The 21,507-nt window shown below is 30.8% G+C and carries 15 protein-coding genes; 5 read left to right on the top strand and 10 right to left on the bottom strand.

Going from position 1 to position 21,507, the window contains the following annotated elements:
- Positions 1 to 99: 99 nt before the first annotated feature.
- The gene (locus ABY863_RS02655; protein WP_372792715.1) at positions 100 to 2,949 is read right to left on the bottom strand and encodes a TonB-dependent receptor; all 2,850 of its coding nucleotides are present in this window, start codon (positions 2,947 to 2,949) and stop codon (positions 100 to 102) included.
- 327 nt (positions 2,950 to 3,276) lie between these two features.
- Here ABY863_RS02655 and ABY863_RS02650 point away from each other — a divergent pair, with 327 nt between their 5' ends.
- Genes ABY863_RS02650 through ABY863_RS02640 form a run of 3 tightly spaced genes read left to right on the top strand, consistent with a single transcriptional unit; the run spans position 3,277 to position 5,517 of the window.
- Positions 3,277 to 3,711 carry a hypothetical protein gene (locus ABY863_RS02650; protein ID WP_372792714.1) on the top strand — a complete coding sequence of 145 codons (435 nt, stop codon included), beginning with the start codon at positions 3,277 to 3,279 and terminating at the stop codon, positions 3,709 to 3,711.
- 50 nt (positions 3,712 to 3,761) lie between these two features.
- The gene (locus ABY863_RS02645; protein ID WP_372792713.1) at positions 3,762 to 4,493 is read left to right on the top strand and encodes a lysophospholipid acyltransferase family protein; all 732 of its coding nucleotides are present in this window, start codon (positions 3,762 to 3,764) and stop codon (positions 4,491 to 4,493) included.
- 25 nt (positions 4,494 to 4,518) lie between these two features.
- The gene (locus tag ABY863_RS02640; protein ID WP_372792712.1) at positions 4,519 to 5,517 is read left to right on the top strand and encodes an acyl-ACP desaturase; all 999 of its coding nucleotides are present in this window, start codon (positions 4,519 to 4,521) and stop codon (positions 5,515 to 5,517) included.
- Between the two features lie 76 nt (positions 5,518 to 5,593).
- Here the strand turns inward: ABY863_RS02640 and ABY863_RS02635 are convergent, their stop codons facing one another.
- Positions 5,594 to 6,373, bottom strand: coding sequence for an amidohydrolase (locus ABY863_RS02635; RefSeq protein ID WP_372792711.1), 780 nt, complete (start codon positions 6,371 to 6,373; stop codon positions 5,594 to 5,596).
- 91 nt (positions 6,374 to 6,464) lie between these two features.
- On the opposite strand from ABY863_RS02635, the gene ABY863_RS02630 reads away from it, so the two are divergent.
- Positions 6,465 to 6,989, top strand: a complete 525-nt coding sequence (locus ABY863_RS02630) for a GNAT family N-acetyltransferase (protein WP_372792710.1) — start codon at positions 6,465 to 6,467, stop codon at positions 6,987 to 6,989.
- Here ABY863_RS02630 and ABY863_RS02625 read toward each other — a convergent pair.
- The 4 genes from ABY863_RS02625 to ABY863_RS02610 all read right to left on the bottom strand — a co-directional run bounded on the left by ABY863_RS02625 (position 6,975) and on the right by ABY863_RS02610 (position 11,687).
- Positions 6,975 to 8,132: a methionine aminotransferase gene (locus tag ABY863_RS02625; protein ID WP_372792709.1), complete on the bottom strand. Its 1,158-nt coding sequence runs from the start codon at positions 8,130 to 8,132 to the stop codon at positions 6,975 to 6,977. The genes ABY863_RS02630 and ABY863_RS02625 overlap by 15 nt on opposite strands.
- 112 nt (positions 8,133 to 8,244) lie before the next feature.
- Positions 8,245 to 8,988, bottom strand: a complete 744-nt coding sequence (locus ABY863_RS02620) for a succinate dehydrogenase/fumarate reductase iron-sulfur subunit (protein ID WP_372792708.1) — start codon at positions 8,986 to 8,988, stop codon at positions 8,245 to 8,247.
- A gap of 10 nt (positions 8,989 to 8,998) precedes the next feature.
- Positions 8,999 to 11,002 carry a fumarate reductase/succinate dehydrogenase flavoprotein subunit gene (locus tag ABY863_RS02615; protein ID WP_372792707.1) on the bottom strand — a complete coding sequence of 668 codons (2,004 nt, stop codon included), beginning with the start codon at positions 11,000 to 11,002 and terminating at the stop codon, positions 8,999 to 9,001.
- Positions 11,003 to 11,012: 10 nt separating this feature from the next.
- Positions 11,013 to 11,687 (bottom strand): succinate dehydrogenase cytochrome b subunit, encoded by a 675-nt coding sequence (locus tag ABY863_RS02610; protein WP_372792706.1) that lies wholly within the window; start codon positions 11,685 to 11,687, stop codon positions 11,013 to 11,015.
- 154 nt (positions 11,688 to 11,841) lie between these two features.
- On the opposite strand from ABY863_RS02610, the gene ABY863_RS02605 reads away from it, so the two are divergent.
- Positions 11,842 to 15,093, top strand: a complete 3,252-nt coding sequence (locus ABY863_RS02605; RefSeq protein ID WP_372792705.1) for a WD40/YVTN/BNR-like repeat-containing protein — start codon at positions 11,842 to 11,844, stop codon at positions 15,091 to 15,093.
- Positions 15,094 to 15,162: 69 nt separating this feature from the next.
- On the opposite strand, the gene ABY863_RS02600 is transcribed toward ABY863_RS02605, so the two are convergent.
- From ABY863_RS02600 to ABY863_RS02585, 4 genes are all read right to left on the bottom strand, one after another.
- Entirely contained in the window at positions 15,163 to 17,943 is a 2,781-nt protein-coding gene (locus tag ABY863_RS02600; protein ID WP_372792704.1) for a glycosyl hydrolase, read from the bottom strand.
- A 265-nt stretch (positions 17,944 to 18,208) separates the two neighbouring features.
- Complete coding sequence (locus ABY863_RS02595; protein ID WP_372792703.1) at positions 18,209 to 19,057, bottom strand: universal stress protein; 849 nt, start codon at positions 19,055 to 19,057, stop codon at positions 18,209 to 18,211.
- 110 nt (positions 19,058 to 19,167) lie between these two features.
- Positions 19,168 to 20,226, bottom strand: a complete 1,059-nt coding sequence (locus ABY863_RS02590; protein WP_372792702.1) for a response regulator — start codon at positions 20,224 to 20,226, stop codon at positions 19,168 to 19,170.
- The gene (locus tag ABY863_RS02585; protein WP_372792701.1) at positions 20,223 to 21,464 is read right to left on the bottom strand and encodes an ATP-binding protein; all 1,242 of its coding nucleotides are present in this window, start codon (positions 21,462 to 21,464) and stop codon (positions 20,223 to 20,225) included. The genes ABY863_RS02590 and ABY863_RS02585 overlap by 4 nt, the downstream gene beginning before the upstream one ends.
- Positions 21,465 to 21,507 lie beyond the last annotated feature (43 nt).

The raw sequence follows: 21,507 nt of genomic DNA, 5'->3' as shown, positions 1-21,507 counted from the left end.
GTTTTTTGATTTTATTTTTAAAAAATATTATGCCTTTTTTTAAAAAAAGAAACGCCCTAAACTTTTAGGGCGTTTTACTTTATAAACTATTATTGCTTATTATGGATTAATTGTCCAAGATACAAAGTATTGTGAACCTATTTTACCTACACCAGGTGCACTGTAATATTCTTTTCCACCTAGATTAGCTGCTCCAATTTTAAATGTTGATTTAAAAGATGGTACAGAGTAATTAATTTGAGCATCTATTACTGTACGAGCATCAACAACGGCATCAACAAATGTTGATTCCCAGAAATATTCATCACTCCATCTTACATTTACATTAAAACCTAAGTTTTCAACAAGTGCTGTATTTCCAAATGAAAATTTAACTTTATGCTCAGGAGTATTAAACCCAGCTTCATAATCTGGATCTGTAGTTTGGTCAAAGTCAAACTTAGCCAAAGTATAGTTCAATCCAAAATCATAATTCCCAAACATTTTAGTAGTTAACCCAATAGTACCTCCATAAGAAGTAATATCTGCGGTTGAATTAGTATAAAGTTGAAAAGGTTGGTAATCTCCACTAGCAAGTGCAATTAAAATTGCTGGTGTTGGTCCCCCTAATTGTGCAGGTAAAGGAATTACATCAGAAAAATCAAATTCTCCATATAATGGAGTAACTACTGTTTTATTCCCAATAAAATCTTGATACTCATTATAATAAAAACTCATATCTAAGGCTAATTTACCAAATCCCGCTCTATAACCTATTTCATAGGCTGTTACTTTTTCAGGCTTCACATAATCAAAATTTGCTCTTTCAAGTAAAAGTGGATTTGGAGCGCCAAGAGCTACACTTTCCCCAAATTTTTCTAAAGAAGATAATGTATATGAATTTTCATAGGCATCTCTTCCTGTCACTTGCATTGAACTTGGATAACCTAAATATTGAGCAGTTCCACTAGTTGAAACAGAAGCAGTATATCTATCTAAGTTATCAGGTGCAGAACCAACCAAAATAGCTCTACCTGCATCTAAACCAATATATTGATCTTGGGTAGTTGGATTTCTAAATCCTGTTTGGAATGATGCTCTTAAGTTACGTGTTTTCCCTTCTCCTAAAGAGTAAGAAACTGTAACTCTTGGCGAGTAATTTCCATCAAAATTTTTGGCTTTATCATAACGTAAAGATCCTGTAAACTTTAATCTATCATTTACAAATTTCTTTTGCAATTGCATATAAGCACCATACTCATTATAATCTATTGGGCCATCATAATCTGTAAAAATAGTACCGTTAGAATTTAATGAATATTGTCTCCAAGAACCACCCAATTGAATATCAGCAATATCTGTAATATCTCTTAAATTATAGTTAGCATCTGCATGGTAAATTTTTGTTTCATCTTGAAATTTAGCTCCAGTATTTAAATCTGGATCAGAAATTACTTTATTAAAGGCAGTAGTAAATTCTGCTGTACCAGGAACTAAAGCGCCTGTTTGAGCGTATGCTCTTGCCTGTTGTTGAATAACATTAGGGTCTGGTGTACCACCAGCCATTACAGTCCCAACATATGTTTGAACATAAGCTCCTGCATATTCTGTAAACCATTGTTCATCTGATTTCCAACTTCTATTTAAGTTAATTGCAGCAAAACGACTATCATAAGAATCTCCTGCATCTTCATCTGTAATATAACCTCTTACAAAGAAATTATCTCCTGAAACTTCTAATTTATGTTGTTGCATAAAGAAGTTTTTAATAGCATATCTGTTTGCTCCTTGATAAATTGTATTTCCTTGTCCAAATTTAGCGTTATAACTAACTTCAATATCGTTTGCAAATGGTTTGTAGTTTAAAGAAACATCTACTTTTGCACTTTTGGCAACATAATCCATTAAGTCAATTTCATTATAACCCGTTCTTGAAACAGTTGAAGACCCCATAGTTGATGCTATAAATTCAGGAACTCCATTATCAAGAGCTATTTGTTCTAAATCTAATGTCGTTGAAACTTCGTCACCATAAACGTTTAATCCATCATAATCACTATCTGCTCTTGTAGCTCCTGGATTGGCATAATCTTCATAATCTGTAGCATACCATTCAGTTCCTTTTAAATAAGAAAAAGAAGCTTTTGCAGCAAATTTATCATTAAATTTATGTGCCATTCTAATTCCAACATCTGTAAAACTATTGTCTCCTGCAGCTATTTGTGATGTAAGACCTGTTTTTAAATACACACTAACTCCTTCAGAAGTAAACGGATTTTTACTTGTCATAAATAAAATACCGTTAAAAGCATTTGCACCATATAGTGCAGAAGAAGCTCCTGGAAGTAACTCAACAGTATTCACATCAAGTTCAGACATTCCTAATAAGTTACCTAAATTAAAGTTAAGTGCTGGTGAAGAATTATCCATACCATCAACCAATTGCATAAATCTTGAATTTGCAAACGTTGCAAAACCTCTAGTGTTAATAGATTTAAATGTTAAACTATTAGAATTAACATCAACTCCTTTTAAGTTTTCTAATCCATCATAAAAACTTGGAGAAGAAGTACTTTTAATTGCTCTAATATCCATTCTCTCAATAGTAACAGGAGATTCCAAAACACGTTCTGGCGTTCTTGAAGCTGACACAACAACTTCATCTAATAATGTTTCTGCCTCCGCTAGCTCAACATTTACAATTTGATTGTTTTGAGTAATTTCAACTGTTGTAGAAGAAAATCCAATAAGAGAAACCTCTATTTTAAATGGAAGTTCGTGTTTTACTGCAAAAGAAAAATTTCCGTCAAAATCACTTGTCGTACCCAAAGATTTACCTACAACTTGTATGTTCGCACCAGGAATTGGTTGCTCCGTCTTTGCTTCTGTAACTGTCCCAGAAATGGTGGTTTGTGCCATCATAACTGTACCTACAAAAAGCGTAAAAACTACATTTAATAATTTTTTCATAATGTCCTTATATAGTATTGATTAATTAAAGCGCAAAATACAAATTATTTCTAATTATCTTAAAAATTGAGGAGAAAAAGAAGGTTATAGCTCATTAATCACTCTTTTATTTTCAAAATATGATAAAAATCAGCCGTTTATACTGTTTAAAATCCTATTAAAAATAATTTTCCTTTGTAATTTTCTTCTACTACTCATCAAATATTTTCTTGTTTCTAATGCAGAAAGATTAAATCATAGCAGCTATCTATAAATTTTAAACTTTTTTTTTCAAAATAAAACCAATTTTATTTTATTACATTTGCTACCTACTTAAAACTAACTATTATGATAAAAATGATTCATTCTTATTGGGCATACATTGTATTATTAATTCTAATTATTTCGGTTGTAAATGCAATCACTGGCTTAAGCTCTAAAAAAGAATTTAAAGCCAAAGATTTACGAATCTCATTATTTGCTTTAATAGCTTCCCATATCCAACTAATAATTGGATTAATTGCTTTTTATACTTCTAATTTTTATAGTACTATGCGTAGTATTGGAATGGGTGAAGTCATGAGAAACAATGAATTAAGAAAAGTTTTGATTGAACACCCACTTATGATTATTATTGCTATTGCTTTAATTACAATAGGGTTTTCTAAACATAAAAAGAAAACAACAGATAGTGCGAAATTTAAAACCATCACCATTTTCTATGGAATTTCATTACTTATAATTCTTGGAATGATTCCTTGGAGTTTATGGTTTAATAATTAAAAAATAACACAATCCTAAGCTTTATAGCTTGGGATTTTCTTTTCATAAATATGAAAACAGTTTTATCATATATATTATCTTCTATATTCTACCTTCTTTACGGTATCCTTTTACTAATTTTTCATGGCTTACAATGGTTAGGCTTTAACATTGGAAACTATAAAGGACATAAAATAGCTGTAGATTTTATGAATTGTACGCTTACATACCTTCTTTATATATTAGGTACACGAATTAAATTTATAAGCAAACATCCTATTCCAAAAAATGTACCTTTGATTATTGTAGCTAACCACCAAAGTATGCATGATATTTGTCCTCTTTCATGTTTTTTAAAGAAGCATCACCCTAAATTTGTTTCTAAAATTGAATTAGGAAAAGGAATCCCCGCTGTATCTTATAATTTAACTCACGGTGGATCCGTTTTAATTGATAGAAAAGATCCTAGACAATCTTTAACTGCCATTAAAGAGTTTGGGAAATATATTGAAAAAAATAACTATGCAGCAGTTATTTTCCCCGAAGGAACCAGAAGTAAAGATGGAGTTCCTAAACGTTTTTCAGAAAATGGATTAAAAATGCTTACCAAATTTGTGCCGTCTGCATATGTTATACCTGTAACTATTAATAATTGTTGGAAACTAAATAAAAAAGGAATGTTTCCATTTGAACTAGGCGTAAACATAACTTTTGAACTCCATGAAGCTATAAAAGCTGATTCCATGGAATTTGTTAAACTTTTTGAAAAAGTAGAAACTTCTATTAAAAATTCCATAGTTTAGCCACCTACTAAACTAAATCAAAAACATGTCAATAAATAATATCCGGTTAGAGGTGATGCTAACCTTAGAAAAAAGTATAGATACTTTTGTAGACAAATTTTTAATAGCACCTGAAAAAATTTGGCAACCAACCGATTTTCTTCCTAATTCTCAAAGCGAAAATTTTATAGAAGAAGTGAAAGAAATAAGAGAATTATCTAAAGATTTAGACAATGACTTTTGGACTGTTTTAGTTGGTGATACTATTACAGAAGAAGCGCTTCCAACCTATGAATCTTGGCTATTAGATATTGATGGGATTTCAAAACCCAGAAACGAAGAAAAAGATAATGGTTGGGCAAAATGGATACGTGCATGGACAGGTGAAGAAAATAGACATGGAGATGTATTAAACAAATATTTATACCTGTCGGGCAGAGTAAATATGCGTGAAGTTGAAATTACTACACAACATTTAATTGCTGACGGAATGGATATTGGAACTGCTCGCGATCCTTATAAAAACTTCGTTTATACTAGTTTTCAAGAATTAGCAACATACATCTCACATAATAATGTTGCAAAAATTGCACGAAAAAACGGGCATAAATTATTAGCTAAAATGTCTAAAATTATTGCTGGAGATGAAATGCGCCATCATTTAGCATATACTGAATTTGTGAAACAAATTTTTAAATATGATCCAAGTGAAATGATGTTGGCTTTTCAATATATGATGAAACATAAAATTGTGATGCCTGCTATGCACTTAAGACATTCTGGAGAAGAAAAAGGGAGTTTATTTGATCAATTTTCAATAGTGGCCCAACGAGCAGGTGTATATACAGGCTTTGATTATGTTGATATTATTAAAAAACTAAATGCTATTTGGGAAATTGATAAAATTACAGGCTTAACTTCAGAAGCTGAAAAAGCAAGAGATTATTTAATGAAATTACCAGACAGAATGTATCGTATTACTGAACGCATTGTTGTTCCTAATACAAAATATGAATTTAAATGGTTGAATCCAATCATCTTATAATTTAAAAACAAATGTCATGTTGAGCTTCATTCTTCTCTATTTGAGATGTTGAATCAAGTTTAGCATGACGTCTTTTTTATTTAATTTCAAACGTATCTTTATCGCTCAAAAAATTGAACTTATTTCTAACTTCAGCTATGTGCTTTTTGTTTAAAGTGACAATTGCTCTGTCTTCAATATTTGTTTTAATGTGTGTTAATTTTTTACCTAAACCATCATAAGCTACCGAATGACCACTGTATTCATGATTGTTTTCGTCAACACCTACTCTATTTACTCCTACTGTATAACTCAAATTTTCAATAGCACGTGCTTTTAACAAAGCATCCCAAGCTGCAATTCTTGGTTTTGGCCAGTTTGCAACATATAACAATACATCATAATCTTCAACATTTCTTGCCCAAACTGGAAAACGTAAATCATAACAAACAAGTGGGCAAATTTTCCATCCTTTATAATTCACTATTATTTTTTCTTTTCCAGAAGTGTACACTTTATCTTCACCTGCCAAGGTAAATAAATGCCGTTTATCGTATGTGTTTATCTCACCTGAAGGATGCACAAATAAGAAGCGGTTATAATAATTTCCTTCTTCTAAAATAATAATACTTCCCGCAATTGCAATGTTATCTTCTGAAGCAATTTTCTGCATCCACTCGACAGTTTCACCTTTCATAGTTTCAGCAATTGTTTTAGGAAGCAAACTGAAACCCGTTGTAAACATTTCGGGTAAGACAATTAAATCAACATTTTCCTTAATTGCATTTATTTTTTTCGCAAATTGAATTCTGTTTTGTTCAGCGTTATGCCAAACTAAATTGGCCTGAACCAATACTATTTTAAGTTGTGATTGCATGTGATAAAATTACACTATTTCAGTGAATGATTTAAAATTTAATTTGTAATTTAATTTTTCAAAAATCAAACTAACATAAGAAATAAAATTTATGAAAATAGATTTATCTTTTGAAAAATGTACCCTTAAAAACTTAGTAAAACTTGTTGAAATATCAAAATCAACTTTTATTAATGCTTTTGAAAAAGATAACAATCCTGAGGATTTTAACAATTATATAAATTCCGCTTTAAGCAAAGGAGCTATTAAAGTTGAACTAATAAACCCAAATTCAACATTTTACTTTGCTTATTTTAAAAATGAACTTATTGGTTATTTTAAATTGAATGAAAAAGAAGCTCAAACAGAACAATACAGTCAAGAAACAATTGAACTTGAACGCATTTATGTATTAAACCAATTTCAAGGTCAGCAATTAGGAAAACATATTTTATTAGAAATAATTAACATTGCAAAAGCGAAACAAGTTTCATTTTTATGGCTTGGAGTTTGGGAAAAAAATACAGCTGCAATACGATTTTATAAACGTTATGGTTTTAAAAAATTTGATACTCATTTTTACTATATTGGAACCGACAAACAAACAGACTGGTTAATGAAACTAGATTTTGTTTAAGATTTCTGCAGCTCTTTCTAATGTTTCTTCAGTTTTAGCAAAACAAAAACGCAACACTTTTGTATCATAGTTTTCGTTATTAAACACTGAAATTGGGATGCCTGCTATTTTTTGTTCTTTTGTTAATCTTATAGCAAAAGCGTAATCACTTTCCTTAGTAATATTTTTAAAATTAAGCAATTGAAAATAGGTTCCTTTAGATGGTAAAAACTCAAAACGTGAATCTTTTATTAAATTTAAAAACAAATCTCTTTTTTGTTGGTAAAAACTACCCAATACTAAATAGTTTGAAGGCGTTTTTAAATATTCAGCCAGTGCCACTTGCGTTGGATGATTTACACTAAACACATTAAACTGGTGCACTTTTCTAAATTCGGCCATTAATTCTTTTGGTGCAATACAATATCCCATTTTCCAACCTGTATTGTGGAATGTTTTGCCAAAGGAAGCTATTATAAAAGTCCTTTCAGCCAATGCGGGAAATAATGCAGCAGATTGGTGTTTTTCCCCATCAAAAATAATATGTTCATATACTTCATCACTTAACAACATAATATTGGTATTTCTCAGTAAATCTTCTAACTTCAACATATCTTTTTTAGACAATATTCTTCCTGATGGATTATGAGGTGTATTAATGATAATCATCTTTGTTTTATCAGTAATTAAACATTTTATTGCTTCCCAATCAATTTTAAAATCTTCTGGATTTAACTGAACTGAAATTGTTTTACCTCCAAAAAGTTCAATAGTGGGTTCATAACAATCATATGCTGGCTTAAAAATTATAACCTCATCATCTTTTGAAACCGTTGCTGCAATCACCGTGAAAATTGCCTGAGTTGCTCCAGCAGTAACGGTAATTTCCGAATCAGGATTATAGCAAACATCATATAAAAGCTCCATTTTTTCAGCAATAGCTTTTCGTAAATCAAAAATCCCAGGCATTGGTGCATATTGATTATTTCCCGATAACATTGCTTTGTTTACCAATTCAATCAATTTTTTATCACTTTCAAAATTTGGAAAACCTTGAGATAAATTAAGGGCATTATGCTCTGTTGCCAATCCGCTCATAATAGCAAATATTGAAGTTGGTACGTTGGGTAATTTAGACTGAAAATGAGAATTATATGTTGACATTTAATTTGAATTTTAGATTTTAAATTTACTAAATCTTCTTTTCAAATAAACAAAAAAACCTGTTTCATTTCTGAAACAGGTTTTAATATATTGAATTTAAAACTAATAGTTATTAAATAATACTCGCTTTTAAATATTCACGGTTCATACGTGCGATATTCTCTAATGAAATTCCTTTAGGGCATTCCACTTCACATGCACCTGTATTTGTACAGTTTCCAAAACCTTCTAAATCCATTTGAGCAACCATGTTTTTTACACGGTCTTTAGCTTCTATTTTACCTTGTGGCAACAAAGCAAATTGCGAAACTTTTGCTGCAACAAATAACATGGCGCTAGAGTTTTTACAACTAGCAACGCAGGCTCCACAACCAATACAAGCAGCAGCATCCATAGATAAATCTGCATTTAATTTAGAAATAGGAATTGCATTTGCGTCTTGCGTATTTCCAGAAGTATTTACTGAAATATAACCTCCTGCTTGTTGAATACGTTCAAAAGCCATACGGTCTACTACTAAATCTTTAATTACTGGAAAAGCTTTTGCTCTCCATGGTTCAATATAAATAGTATCACCATCTTTAAAAGTACGCATGTGCAATTGACACGTTGTAATTCCACGATCTGGACCGTGAGGTTCTCCATTTATATGCAATGAACACATTCCACAAATACCTTCTCTACAATCGTGATCAAATGCAATAGGCACTTCATCTTTAGCTACCAAACTTTCATTTAAAACATCCATCATTTCTAAAAATGACATATGCTCTGAAATATCGGTAACTTTATATTCGACCATTTGACCTTTGTCTTGTGGTCCTTTTTGTCTCCAAATTTTTAACGTTAAATTCATAATGTCTTTCTTATTTGTATGAACGAGTTTTTAATTCGATATCTTTAAATTCTAATTCTTCTTTATGTAAAATTGCTTCACTTGGTTTTCCTGTGTATTCCCAAGCTGCAACGTAAGCAAAATTTTTGTCATCACGTTTTGCTTCACCATCTTCTGTGACGTGTTCTTCACGGAAATGACCTCCACAAGATTCTTCACGCTCTAAAGCATCTTTTGCAAACAATTCTCCTAATTCTAAGAAATCAGCTACTCTACCTGCTTTTTCTAATTCAGGGTTCATTTCATTTAAACCTCCAGGAACTTTAACGTTTTTCCAGAAATCTTCACGAATATCTTGAATTTCTTTAATTGCTTCTTTTAGATGTTTTTCATTACGAGCCATTCCTACTTTATTCCACATAACTAAACCTAGTTTTTTATGAAAATAATCTACAGAATGTGTTCCTTCATTCTTAATAAAGAACTCTAATTTATCTTTAATTTCTTTTTCAGCTGCATCAAATTCTGGTGAATCCGTTGGAATTTTACCTGTTCTAATATCATTCGCTAAATAATCACCAATAGTATAAGGTAATACAAAATAACCATCTGCTAACCCTTGCATAAGAGCAGAAGCTCCTAATCTGTTTGCACCGTGGTCAGAGAAGTTTGCTTCACCAATACAGTACAAACCAGGAACGGTTGTCATTAAGTTATAATCTACCCAAACGCCACCCATTGTATAGTGAGTTGCAGGATAAATCATCATTGGTGTTTTGTATGGATTTTCAGCTATAATTTTCTCATACATTTGAAATAAGTTACCGTATTTTTCTTCAATAACAGCTTCACCTAACTTTATAATTTCTTCTTCAGAAATATTAGTTAAACCTTTTACTTTAGCTTGAATACTTCCATAACGATGTATTGCAGATGCAAAATCTAAATACACAGCTTCACCTGTAGCATTTACACCGTAACCAGCATCACAACGTTCTTTTGCTGCTCTAGATGCAACATCACGTGGTACTAAGTTACCATAAGCAGGGTAACGTCTTTCTAAATAGTAATCTCTATTTTCTTCAGCAATTGCAGTAGGCTTTAACTTTCCTTCTTGAATTGCTTTTGCATCTTCTATTTTTGCAGGAACCCAAATTCTACCGTCATTACGTAATGATTCAGACATTAACGTTAATTTAGATTGGTAATCTCCTGAACGCGGAATACACGTTGGATGAATTTGTGTCATACAAGGATTTGCAAAGAAAGCTCCTTTTTTATGAACTTTCCAAGCAGCAGTTGCATTAGATCCCATTGCGTTAGTTGATAAGAAATATACATTTCCATAACCTCCTGTTGCAATAACTACGGCGTGAGCTGAATGACGCTCAATTTTACCAGTAATTAAATCACGTGCAATAATACCTCTTGCTTTTCCATCAATTTTTACAACATCTAACATTTCGTGACGATTGAACATTTCAATCTTTCCACGAGCAATTTGACGGTTCATTGCTGAATAACATCCTAATAATAATTGTTGTCCTGTTTGTCCTTTAGCGTAAAAAGTTCTTGAAACTAATACCCCACCAAATGAACGATTATCAAGTAATCCACCGTAATCACGTGCAAAAGGTACTCCTTGTGCAACACATTGATCAATAATAGCTCCTGATACTTCTGCTAAACGATAAACATTTGCTTCACGAGAACGGTAATCTCCTCCTTTTACAGTATCATAAAATAAACGATAGTTAGAATCACCATCATTTTGATAATTTTTTGATGCATTGATACCTCCCTGTGCTGCAATTGAATGAGCTCTACGTGGAGAATCTTGATAAGCAAAAGCTTTTACGTTATATCCTAATTCTGCTAACGAAGCCGCTGCAGAGCCACCTGCTAAACCAGTTCCTATAACAATAATATCTATATTACGTTTATTTGCTGGGTTAACAAGTTCTACATTTTCTTTATAAGTTGTCCATTTATCTTTTATTGGACCTACTGGTACTTTTGAATTTAAAGTCGTCATATGTTTAAGATTAATGGTTAAAATGGTGATACAATGCGATAATGATAAATCCTAAAGGAATTACTATTGAATAGAAAGTTCCAAAATTTTTCACACATTTTGTGTATTTATTGTTAAAGCCCATTGATTGAAATGCTGATTGGAAACCATGTGCCAAATGCAAGCCTAACAAAACAAAAGCAACAACGTAAGCTCCTACTCTAATAGGGTTTGAAAACTTGTGTTGTAGTTCTTCAAAATAACGAAATCCCTCTTCTCCTGGTAACACACCTGACATATCTCCTAAGATATATTTTGTGTTAATTTCTGGAATCCAAAAATCGATAAAGTGTAAAACAATAAATGCTAATATAACAGCTCCACTTACCACCATGTTTCTTGACATCCAAGAAGCACTGGCAGCACCATTAAATTTAGCATATTTAACATTTCTTGCTCTTTTATTCCTTAGTTCTAAAACAAATCCCATTACAAAATGAAATACAACACCAAATATTAATACAGGTTGCATAGCAAACTGAATTAAAGGATTTGTACCCATAAAGTGAGACATTTCGTTAAAAACGTCTTCACTAAATAATGAAGTTAAGTTAACCGCTAAATGAATAATTAAGAAAATGATAAGGAAAAGTGCTGACAAAGCCATAGCTACTTTCCTTGCAATTGATGAAGATAAAACGCTCATTTTTTATTATTTTTTTAAAGGAACAAATATAACTATTTCATTTTTTGAAATAAAGATAAATTTCTATTTAAACTCTATTTAGAATGATTATAAAAAGATATTACTTTTTATTTGATAAATTAGCTACAACTTTTTAAAAAAAATCATATTACTAATGAAAAAAACGTTCTTATTGATACTCCTTATTCCTTTTTTAGGATTTTCTCAACAATTGGATTTAGAAAAATTAAAAAACCTCAAACCTAGATCCATTGGACCAGCAGGTATGAGTGGCAGAGTTACAGCAATTGATGTTGTTACAAACCAACCTGAAATTATATATGTAGGAACTGCTTCTGGAGGTTTATGGAAATCGGAAAGTGGTGGTATTGACTGGAAACCCATTTTTGATAAATACGGGCCAATGTCTATTGGAGCAGTTGCTATTCAACAAAGCAATCCTGATGTTATTTGGGCTGGAACTGGAGAAGGAAATCCTAGAAATAGTTTGACGAGTGGTTATGGCTTGTATAAAAGTTTAGATGCAGGTAACACATGGAAACTTGTTGGTTTAGAAAAAACACGAAATATTCACAAAATTATTATAGATAAAGACAATCCTAATACTGTATATGTTGGCGCTATTGGTTCTCCTTGGGGAGCACATCCTGAACGTGGCGTTTTTAAAACCACCGATGACGGAAAAACTTGGACAAAATCTTTATTTGTAAATAATAATACTGGATGTGCTGACTTAGTGGTGGACCCTACAAATCCAAACAAGCTAATTGCAGCCATGTGGGAACATGAAAGAAAACCATGGATATTTAAATCTGGAGGTGAAGGTTCTGGATTATACATTACTTATGATAGTGGTGAAAATTGGAAAAAGTTAACTGATAAAGATGGTTTACCAGAAGGAAATTTAGGAAGAATTGGTTTAGCAATTGCTCCTAGCAATCCGAAATTTATTTACGCCTTGGTTGAAGCAAAAAAGAATGCGCTTTATAAATCAGAAGATGGTGGTTTTAAATGGGAAATGGTAAATGATAAATCGAGTGGTAGAGGTCCAGATGGTATTGGAAACAGACCTTTTTATTATTCTGATATTGCTGTTGATCCCATAAATGAAAATAGAATTTATTCTGTATTTACCTATGTGAATGTTAGTGAAGATGGTGGAAAATCGTTCAAGCAGTTAATGCCTGCATATGGAACTTCCGTTGGCGTGCATCCAGATCATCATGCTTGGTGGATACATCCTACCAATCCAAATTTTATGATTGATGGAAATGATGGAGGTTTAAATATTACGCGTGATCGTGGTAAAACTTGGCGTTTTGTAGAAAATTTACCGATTGCACAATTTTATCATATTAATGTTGATATGGATTTTCCATACAATATTTATGGAGGATTGCAAGATAACGGCTCATGGGCTGGCCCTGCTTACGTACTAAAAGACCAAGGAATTAGAAATTCTTATTGGCAAGAATTAATGTTTGGAGATGGTTTTGATGTGGTTCCTGATCCAAAAGATTCGCGTTTTGGCTATGCCATGTCTCAACAGGGAAATGTAGGAAGATATGATCGTAAAACAGGAAATGCTAAAGGAATTAGACCAACCCATCCAAATCCCGATGTTAAACTTCGTTTCAATTGGAATTCAGCCATTGCAATAAATCCTACTGATAATGAAACTATTTATTTTGGAAGTCAATTTGTTCACAAATCAACAAATAAAGGTTTTACATGGGAACTAATTTCTCCTGATTTAACCACAAACAACAAAGAGAAGCAAAAACAACATGAAAGTGGTGGTATTACTATGGATGCAACTGGCGCAGAAAACCATTGCTCAATTTTAGCAATAGAACCAAGTATTTTTGATGAAAATATACTTTGGGTAGGTACTGATGATGGAAACATTCAATTAACCCTTGATGGTGGAAAAAGTTGGGAAAATGTAAGCCCAAACATTAAAGGATTGCCTAAAGAAGCTTGGATTACTCAAATACGGGCTTCAAAATTTAATAAAAGTGAAGCTTATGTTGTGGTGAATAATTACCGTCAATTTGATTTTAAACCTTACTTGTTTAGAACTCGTGATTTTGGGAAAACTTGGGAGAGTTTATTAGATGAAAAAGATGAAACTTTTGGTTATACACTTTCTTTAATTCAAGATTTGGAAGAACCTAAATTATTATTTCTTGGAACTGAACATGGTTTGAATATTAGTATTGATGAAGGTATCACTTGGACAAAATGGACGAATAACTTTCCAACGGTTTCAACCATGGATTTAGCGATTCATCCGCGAGAACATGATTTAATTATTGGAACTTTCGGTAGAGCTATTTATGTTTTAGATGATATTAGACCTTTAAGAGCTATGGCAAAAGAAGGTAAACAAATAGTGGATAAATCATTGTATTTATTTACACCTCCTTCTGCATATATTACTCAAACCCAACAACCTTCAGGAACCAGATTTGGTGCAAATGCCATTTTTAATGGTGAAAACAAAAACTCAGGAGCTATGATTACTTATAGTATAAATAAACCTGAAATTAAAAAATCAGAAAACCCTTCAGAAAAAAATAAGAGAAAAACTGAAAAAGACTCAATAACAGCAGTGAAATCTGAAAAACCAATAGTGAAATTTGATTCAATCTTCTTTGAAGTTTATAATACTAAAAATGAATTGATTAGAAGCCTTAAAAATGAAGCACCAAAAGAAAATGGAGTTCATAGAATGTATTGGAGGATGGATGAAAAAGGGCAAAGAGGTCCCTCAAGAAAAATTGTGAAGGAGGATGCTAATGAACCAAGTGGTGTTACAGTTTTACCTGGAATTTACAATTTTAAAATTCATTTTGGGAATGAAACGGTTAGTGAAACCATTAAAGTTGAATACGATCCTAGAGTAGAAATGCCATTTGAAGTTTTAAAAAGCAACTATGATTTATTAAAACAACTTGAAAATAAATTAGGAATTGCAGGTGAGGCCACACAACGTTTATTAAAATCAATAGAGATTGTTAAAGATTATAAAAATCGTATTAAAGATAAAACGGGCATTAAAAACCAAAAAGATTTACTTAAAAATCAAGATGCAACTTTAAAAAGTATTCATAGTTTATTAGATGAAATGCTGGGGAAAGAAGATAAACGACAAGGTATTACCGCAACAGAATTTCCAAGTACCGTTTCATATTTGTTTTTAGCAAGAAGACATGTAAGTTCTTTACTTCAAAATCCTGGTGAAACTGAAATTACGTTAGTTAAAAATGCAGATGAAAAAGTAAGTGCAGTAATTTCTAAAATTAATTTGTTTTATGAAACTGATTGGGTTAATTACCAAAAATTAGTTGAGCCATTAGATTTATCACCTTTTAAGAAAATAGAAAAACTTAAATACGAATAATATACTAGTAAGTATTGAAATTCGTCATTCAAAAATTAATCAGAATAGCGAATTTCAATACTTTAAAAATTACTTAATACTAAATGTCTGTTCTGAACTATCTTTAGCTCCAGAAATTTTTATAGTATAGTTTCCTTTTGGTAAATAGTATTTGTTATTTTTTGCTTCTTTTATTGAAATCTCCTTTTTAGAAAAATAGGTGTTTACCATTTTTTCATTTACAGAAACATCATAATCGAAATAATTGTACCCTTTAATAGCGTTTACAATAAAACTCTTCAATTTAGTTTTATCTTCCGCTAAAACTTCAACGGTATATTCTCCTTCATTTAGAACGTAATAAGAAATTTTTACACTTGGTATAGTTGGTTTTAACCATTTACTCCAAGAACTTCCCCATCGTGAAGAAAAATGAATAGAAGGAATTTTAAAAACAGTAATTTCCTCATTTTTTATTTTATTATACTGTTGTAGTGCCGCAATATTAGTTTTATATATGGATCTTCCGTGGGTTCCAATTACCAAATCTTTAGCTTCTTTTTGAATTACTAAATCGTGTACGGCAACTTTTGGTATTCCGTTTGAAAACACTTCCCAAGTTTCTCCTCTATTAAAAGTTACATACACTTCATTATCAGTTCCAATAAATAAAATATTTTCATCTGTAGGATCTTCTATTACCACATTAATTGCAAAATTTGGTAAATTATTATTGATGTTTTTCCAAGTTTTCCCCATATTCTCACTTACAAAAATATAAGGTTTGAAATCGTCTGTTCTATATCCATTCAGGGTAACATAAACTCTTTCTTTTTCGTGTTGTGAAGCAATTACTCTAGATACCCAAAGTTCTTGTGGTAAATTATCTGAAATACGATTCCAACTTCCTCCTGCATTTGAAGTTACATTTACATAACCGTCATCACTTCCAACATATATAAGACCAAATTGTAATGAACTTTCAGAAATGCTAGTTAAGGTTCCAAAAGGAACATTTCCTTTTTTGCCACCAGTTGTTAAATCATCTGAAATCACTTCAAAAGTTTCACCTTTATCCATAGAGCGTAACAATTTATTAGCGCCCATATATAAAATATCTTGATTGTGTGATGATAACAAAATAGGCGTTTGCCAATTATAGCGATAAGGCGAATCTCCTAATTCATGGGTTGGATGAATATCAATACGTTCATCCGTTTTTAAATTTATACGGTAATAATATCCAAACTGAGAACCAGAATATACAATATTATGATCTCTACTATCTATTTGAACTTGCATTCCATCTCCACCGCCAATCATTTTATATGGGTAATCTCCATTACTTTCCCATTTTTTTGAAGCTTTATAATTACTTGGCCCATACCAAACACCATTATCTTGTAAACCACCATAAATATTATATGGTTTTTGGTTATCTACATTTACAGAATAGAACTGACCTACCGAAGCGCTATTGTTTTTAATCCAATTTTCACCATCATCATAAGAAATATTAAGTCCACCATCATTACCATTTATGATATGACCTTCTAATTTTGAATCCACCCAAATAGCTTGATGGTCTGAATGCACATTTTCTTTATTAATTGAAGTAAATGTTTTACCACTATCATCAGATTTTAATAAAGGAACACCTCCAATATAAATTTTGTTTTCGTTTGATTCATTTACAGCTATAATTCCAAAATAATAACCATATGAACTATAAACACCATCTAAATAATCTTGATGTGTTTTCTTCCAAGTTTTACCACCATCTTCAGATTTATACACTTCTGCTCCAATAACTTCAGAATTTAACAATACAAAATTTGCATCTTCTAAATATGTTACTAAATCACTTGGTATAATTTTACCTTTATGAACAGAAGATTTTACACTCTCGGCAGTATATTTTTCGTCAAAATTATTCTCTTTTAAAAATAAATTCAAATTTTCATCCTCTAACTTCAAAAAGTCAGCTTGACTCATATTTCTGAAATCATCTTTTGTGAGTCCTATTTCTTTTTTCTTTTCCTTTTCTGGACGCATAAACTGGTTGTCCAATAAAGCATACACAATATCCTCATTATAAGTTGCCAACCCTATTCTTCCAATTCCGCTACCTGTTGGAAATCCGTTTTCTTCTGAAGTAATTTTAGTCCAACTTTCGCCTGCATCAACACTTTTATAAATTGCTGAATTTTCACCATCTCCATCAAAATTCCATGCTTTTCTATCGCGTTCCCACGAGGCTGCGTATAATACATTTGAATTTGTTGGTGACGCACTGATATCAATTACGCCAGTATTTTCATTAATAAACAATACATTGTTCCATGTTTTACCACCATCTTTAGTTTTAAAAATTCCACGCTCCATATTTGGCGTGTATAAATGTCCTATCACACCAACTACAACCTCCCCTGGATTGTTTTTATTGATGACAATTCTTCCAATATGGTGGGAATCTTCCAAGCCAACATTTTGCCATGTTTGACCTTTGTCTATACTTTTTAGAATTCCGATTCCTGCATAAGAAGATCTAGAAGAATTACTTTCACCTGTTCCAATCCAAATAGTTTCATTATTCCAATCAACTGCAATGTCGCCTATATTTTGAGTTGGAGCATTTTCAGTAACTGAAATAAATGACGTTCCATTATTATTTGTATACCACAATCCTCCAGACGCATAAGCGGCATAAAATTCAATTGGATTCTTTGGGTTTACGTCAACATCTACAACTCTTCCACTCATAATTGAAGGGCCGACATTTGTAAAAGGCACATTTTTAACAATTGAATTTTGCGCATTTATTCCTATAGCAAGAAATAAAAAACTAAAAAAGAAGAACTGGTTTTTCATTATAAAAGTTTGAGTTTAGTTGAATTAAATGAGGCTGTTTAAAAAGTAAAAAAAATTAGAATTGTAAAACTGAGCCTGTCGAAGTTAACTTTAATTCTCAATTAGTTAAAATATTTCGACAAGCTCAATATGACATAAAATTCAATTTATTAAACAACCTCATTTAATTATCTCAAATTTATTATAATAAAATAAGCTTAGCTATAAATAACTATATAAATTTTTCTTAATTTAGTTAGATTCTAAAAAAGTTTGAAGTTTATTCTTAATAATTAAACTGGTGGAGCACCAAGAAGGGTGTTTTAAAATAATATTTAATATTTTTAATTTTAGGCCTAAATAATATTTGCTCAAACAAATTTAAATTTTTAGCTGACATTACTATTAAATCAATATTACTTTTTTTAATAAAATTCTCAATTGATAATTCAAAATTTTCATTAATTTCATTATGAAAACTATGAGGTAGATCAAGAAAATAGTCATGTATAGCTTCCTTATTCCACTGTTGTTCTTTATCTAACTCAGCACTATTTTTTGCCATATAAACAAAACGTGTTGAACATTGATAGTAACTTATTACGTAAGTAAGGTTTTGTAATAATTTTCCCTCGCTGAAGTTTGTATAATCAGTTGGAAAAGCAATTTCTTTCATACCATTAAAACGAGCTTCAAATGGCACCACTAAAATAGACGATTTTAATTTTGTGATGATGTCTTCAGCTATTGGACTTATATTATTTTGTTTCCCATTAGACAACATTCCGTTAGTTCCTATAACAACTAAATTTATTTTTTTTTCAATAATTTGAGCCCTAGCAGCATCTATAATATTAGTTTCCGCTATAATTGGAAAAAATTTATGATTTCCTTTTAACGGGAAGTTATTAATTTTGTCTTTTAATTTAGCAAATTCTTTTTTCGAGTCTTTTTCGTTTTTATTTTTTACGAGTAGTAATTGATTACTTGATTGATCTTCAAATTCATTTTCATAGGAATTTACTCCATTCAATAAGTAAAAATTGCAGTTTCTATTTTCAGAAAGTGCAAGTACATACGTTATTGAATTCCAAGAGTTCTCTGAAAAATCAGTTAAGATTAATATATTTTTCATTACAATCATTATTCATACAAAATTAAACAAAGGCGTTTTAAGAATAAATGATATAAGTCAGTGATTTTTCGTGAAATTAGATCTTGTTTTATTATGAATTTCGCAATATTTTAATTTATGGCTTCTAATTTTTCAAGGTCAAGAATTCGTATGTTTCTCCCTTCAATTTCAAGAATTCCATGCTTTTTAAAATCGGTTAACGTTCTAATCAAACTTTCGGTTGCGATACCTGCAACACCCGCCAAATCACGACGTGATATATTAATATTGTCAGTTGGTTTATGACTCATCATTTTAGCAAATTTTAAGATAGTTTGAGCTGTTTTTCTACGCATGGATCCGTAAGCCATCTGTAATAACTGTTCTTTAACTTCTGTTAAATTTTCATTTATAAGCTGAAATATTTCTAAAGATAGTTTGTGGTTGTTTTCTAATATTTGTTGTAAAATATTTTTAGGAACTTGTAAAATTTCAGAAGTTTCCATTGCTGAAATAGACTCATAATAATGTGAATTATCAATAATGGCAGATAGGCCAATAAAATCATCTCCTTTATGAATATTAAGAATCAATTCCTTTCCAAACTCATCAATTTTATAACTTTTAACACTTCCTTTGTAAACTAAATATATATGATTAGAATATTCTCCTTCTTTATAAATAATTTCACCCTTTTTGTAGTTTTTTGACAAACCAAAATCACAAAAATAATTTTTAAGATCTTCAATATTCTCTATATCTTTATATGAATCTTCTTGTTCTGTTTCTGCCTTTTTTATAATTCCATCTTCCTTTAGTAACTCAAATTTTGCAAGTCTACTTTCTATAGCGCTTAATAACAATTCTTCGCTAACAGGTTTTGTAAGATAATCATCAGCACCTAAATCCATTCCTTTTCTAACGTCTTTTATTTCTGTTTTGGCTGACATAAAAATGAATGGAATTCGTTTCGTTTGTTCATCTTTAGAAAGGATTTTTAGTAAATCATAACCATCCATTTCCGGCATCATAATATCACATATTATAAGATCTGGAGCTAATATTTTTGCTTGTTCAGCACCTCTTTTACCGTTAGATGCAGTAATTACTTTATAATTTTCAAGTTCCAAAATTTCAGCAGTTGTTTCTCTTAAAACTATATCGTCTTCAATAATTAATATTGTTTTCATATTTCTTTAATTAATGGTAATTTCACAATGAAAGTGGTTCCTTCATTTCTAACACTTTTAAATTCTATAGTACCTCCTAGACTTTCTAAATGACCCTTTACAATGTTTAATCCAATACCTGTTCCTTCATTTGTTAAGGCGTTTTCAGCCCTAAAATATCGTTCGAAAATATGTTTTTGATCTTCATATGGAATCCCAATTCCTTCATCTTTTATTTCAAAAATAAAACCTTTTGAATCTAATTTTATTTTAAAATCAATAGTGGTATTTTCTGGTGAGTACTTAATGGCATTATGCAATAGATTTGACAATACCAATTCTACTATTTTTTCATCTTGATAAATATTAAAATTATCGATATTTAAAGGGTAAATGATTCTTTGTCCACTTTTTAGCATCATGTTCGCATTATAAACAACCTCATTTACCACTTTACTTAACTTAAAGCTGGTAAGTTTATACTTTACTTTACCAGATTCTAGTCTTTCAATAGATAAAAAATCATTTAAAATTCCATTTAAATAATACACTTTATTTTTAATGGTAAGCAAATGTTTCTCTCTTTTATCTTGCATTTCAGATTTCGTGTACTTACCAATTAAAATAGCAGCATTTAAAACGCCACTCAATGGTGTTTTAAATTCGTGAGATACTAGTGATAAAAACTTAGTTTTTAGCTCGTTAAGTTCTTTTTCCTTTTTCAACGCTTTTACTAATTTAAACTCAGCTTTTAATCGCTTTTCTATTTCTTGTTTTAAATCCGAAACCGTATTATTAAGTTCTATAGTTCTAACAGAAATTTTTTCCTCCAATAAAGCATTTAATTCAAAAATTTTAGCTTCTGCCTTTTTTCGATTTGTAGTATCAATAATTATAGACATTACATATTTCTTATTGCTAATTTCAAATGGATTTAACCCTACTTCAACGGGAAATTTATCACCATTTTTTCGAGCTCCAAACAAATCTTTATTCTGACCCATTTGCCTTGCAGAAGATTGTTTGTAAAAAGTATCATAATGCCCACCATGTGAAGAATGTGCAGTATGATGCTTAGATGGTATGAGTATATTTAAATGCTGGGTAATTAATTCATCTTTAGTATATCCAAACATTTGTTCCGCAGCAACATTGGTTGCAACAATTGTTTGATTTTCATCAACAACTACTACACCTTCTGAAACTGCTTCAAATAGAACATTAAAAACGAATTCGTTTTCATGAAATAAGTTAGGCAATGGTCTTTTTTTTAGTTATTAGTAATTTCGAAATTACTAAAAA

The organism is Lutibacter sp., from assembly GCF_041562875.1.
Taxonomy (GTDB): Bacteria; Bacteroidota; Bacteroidia; order Flavobacteriales; family Flavobacteriaceae; genus Lutibacter.
Note: the sequence above shows the minus strand (reverse complement) of the source record. Positions and strands in the feature narration are given on the sequence as shown.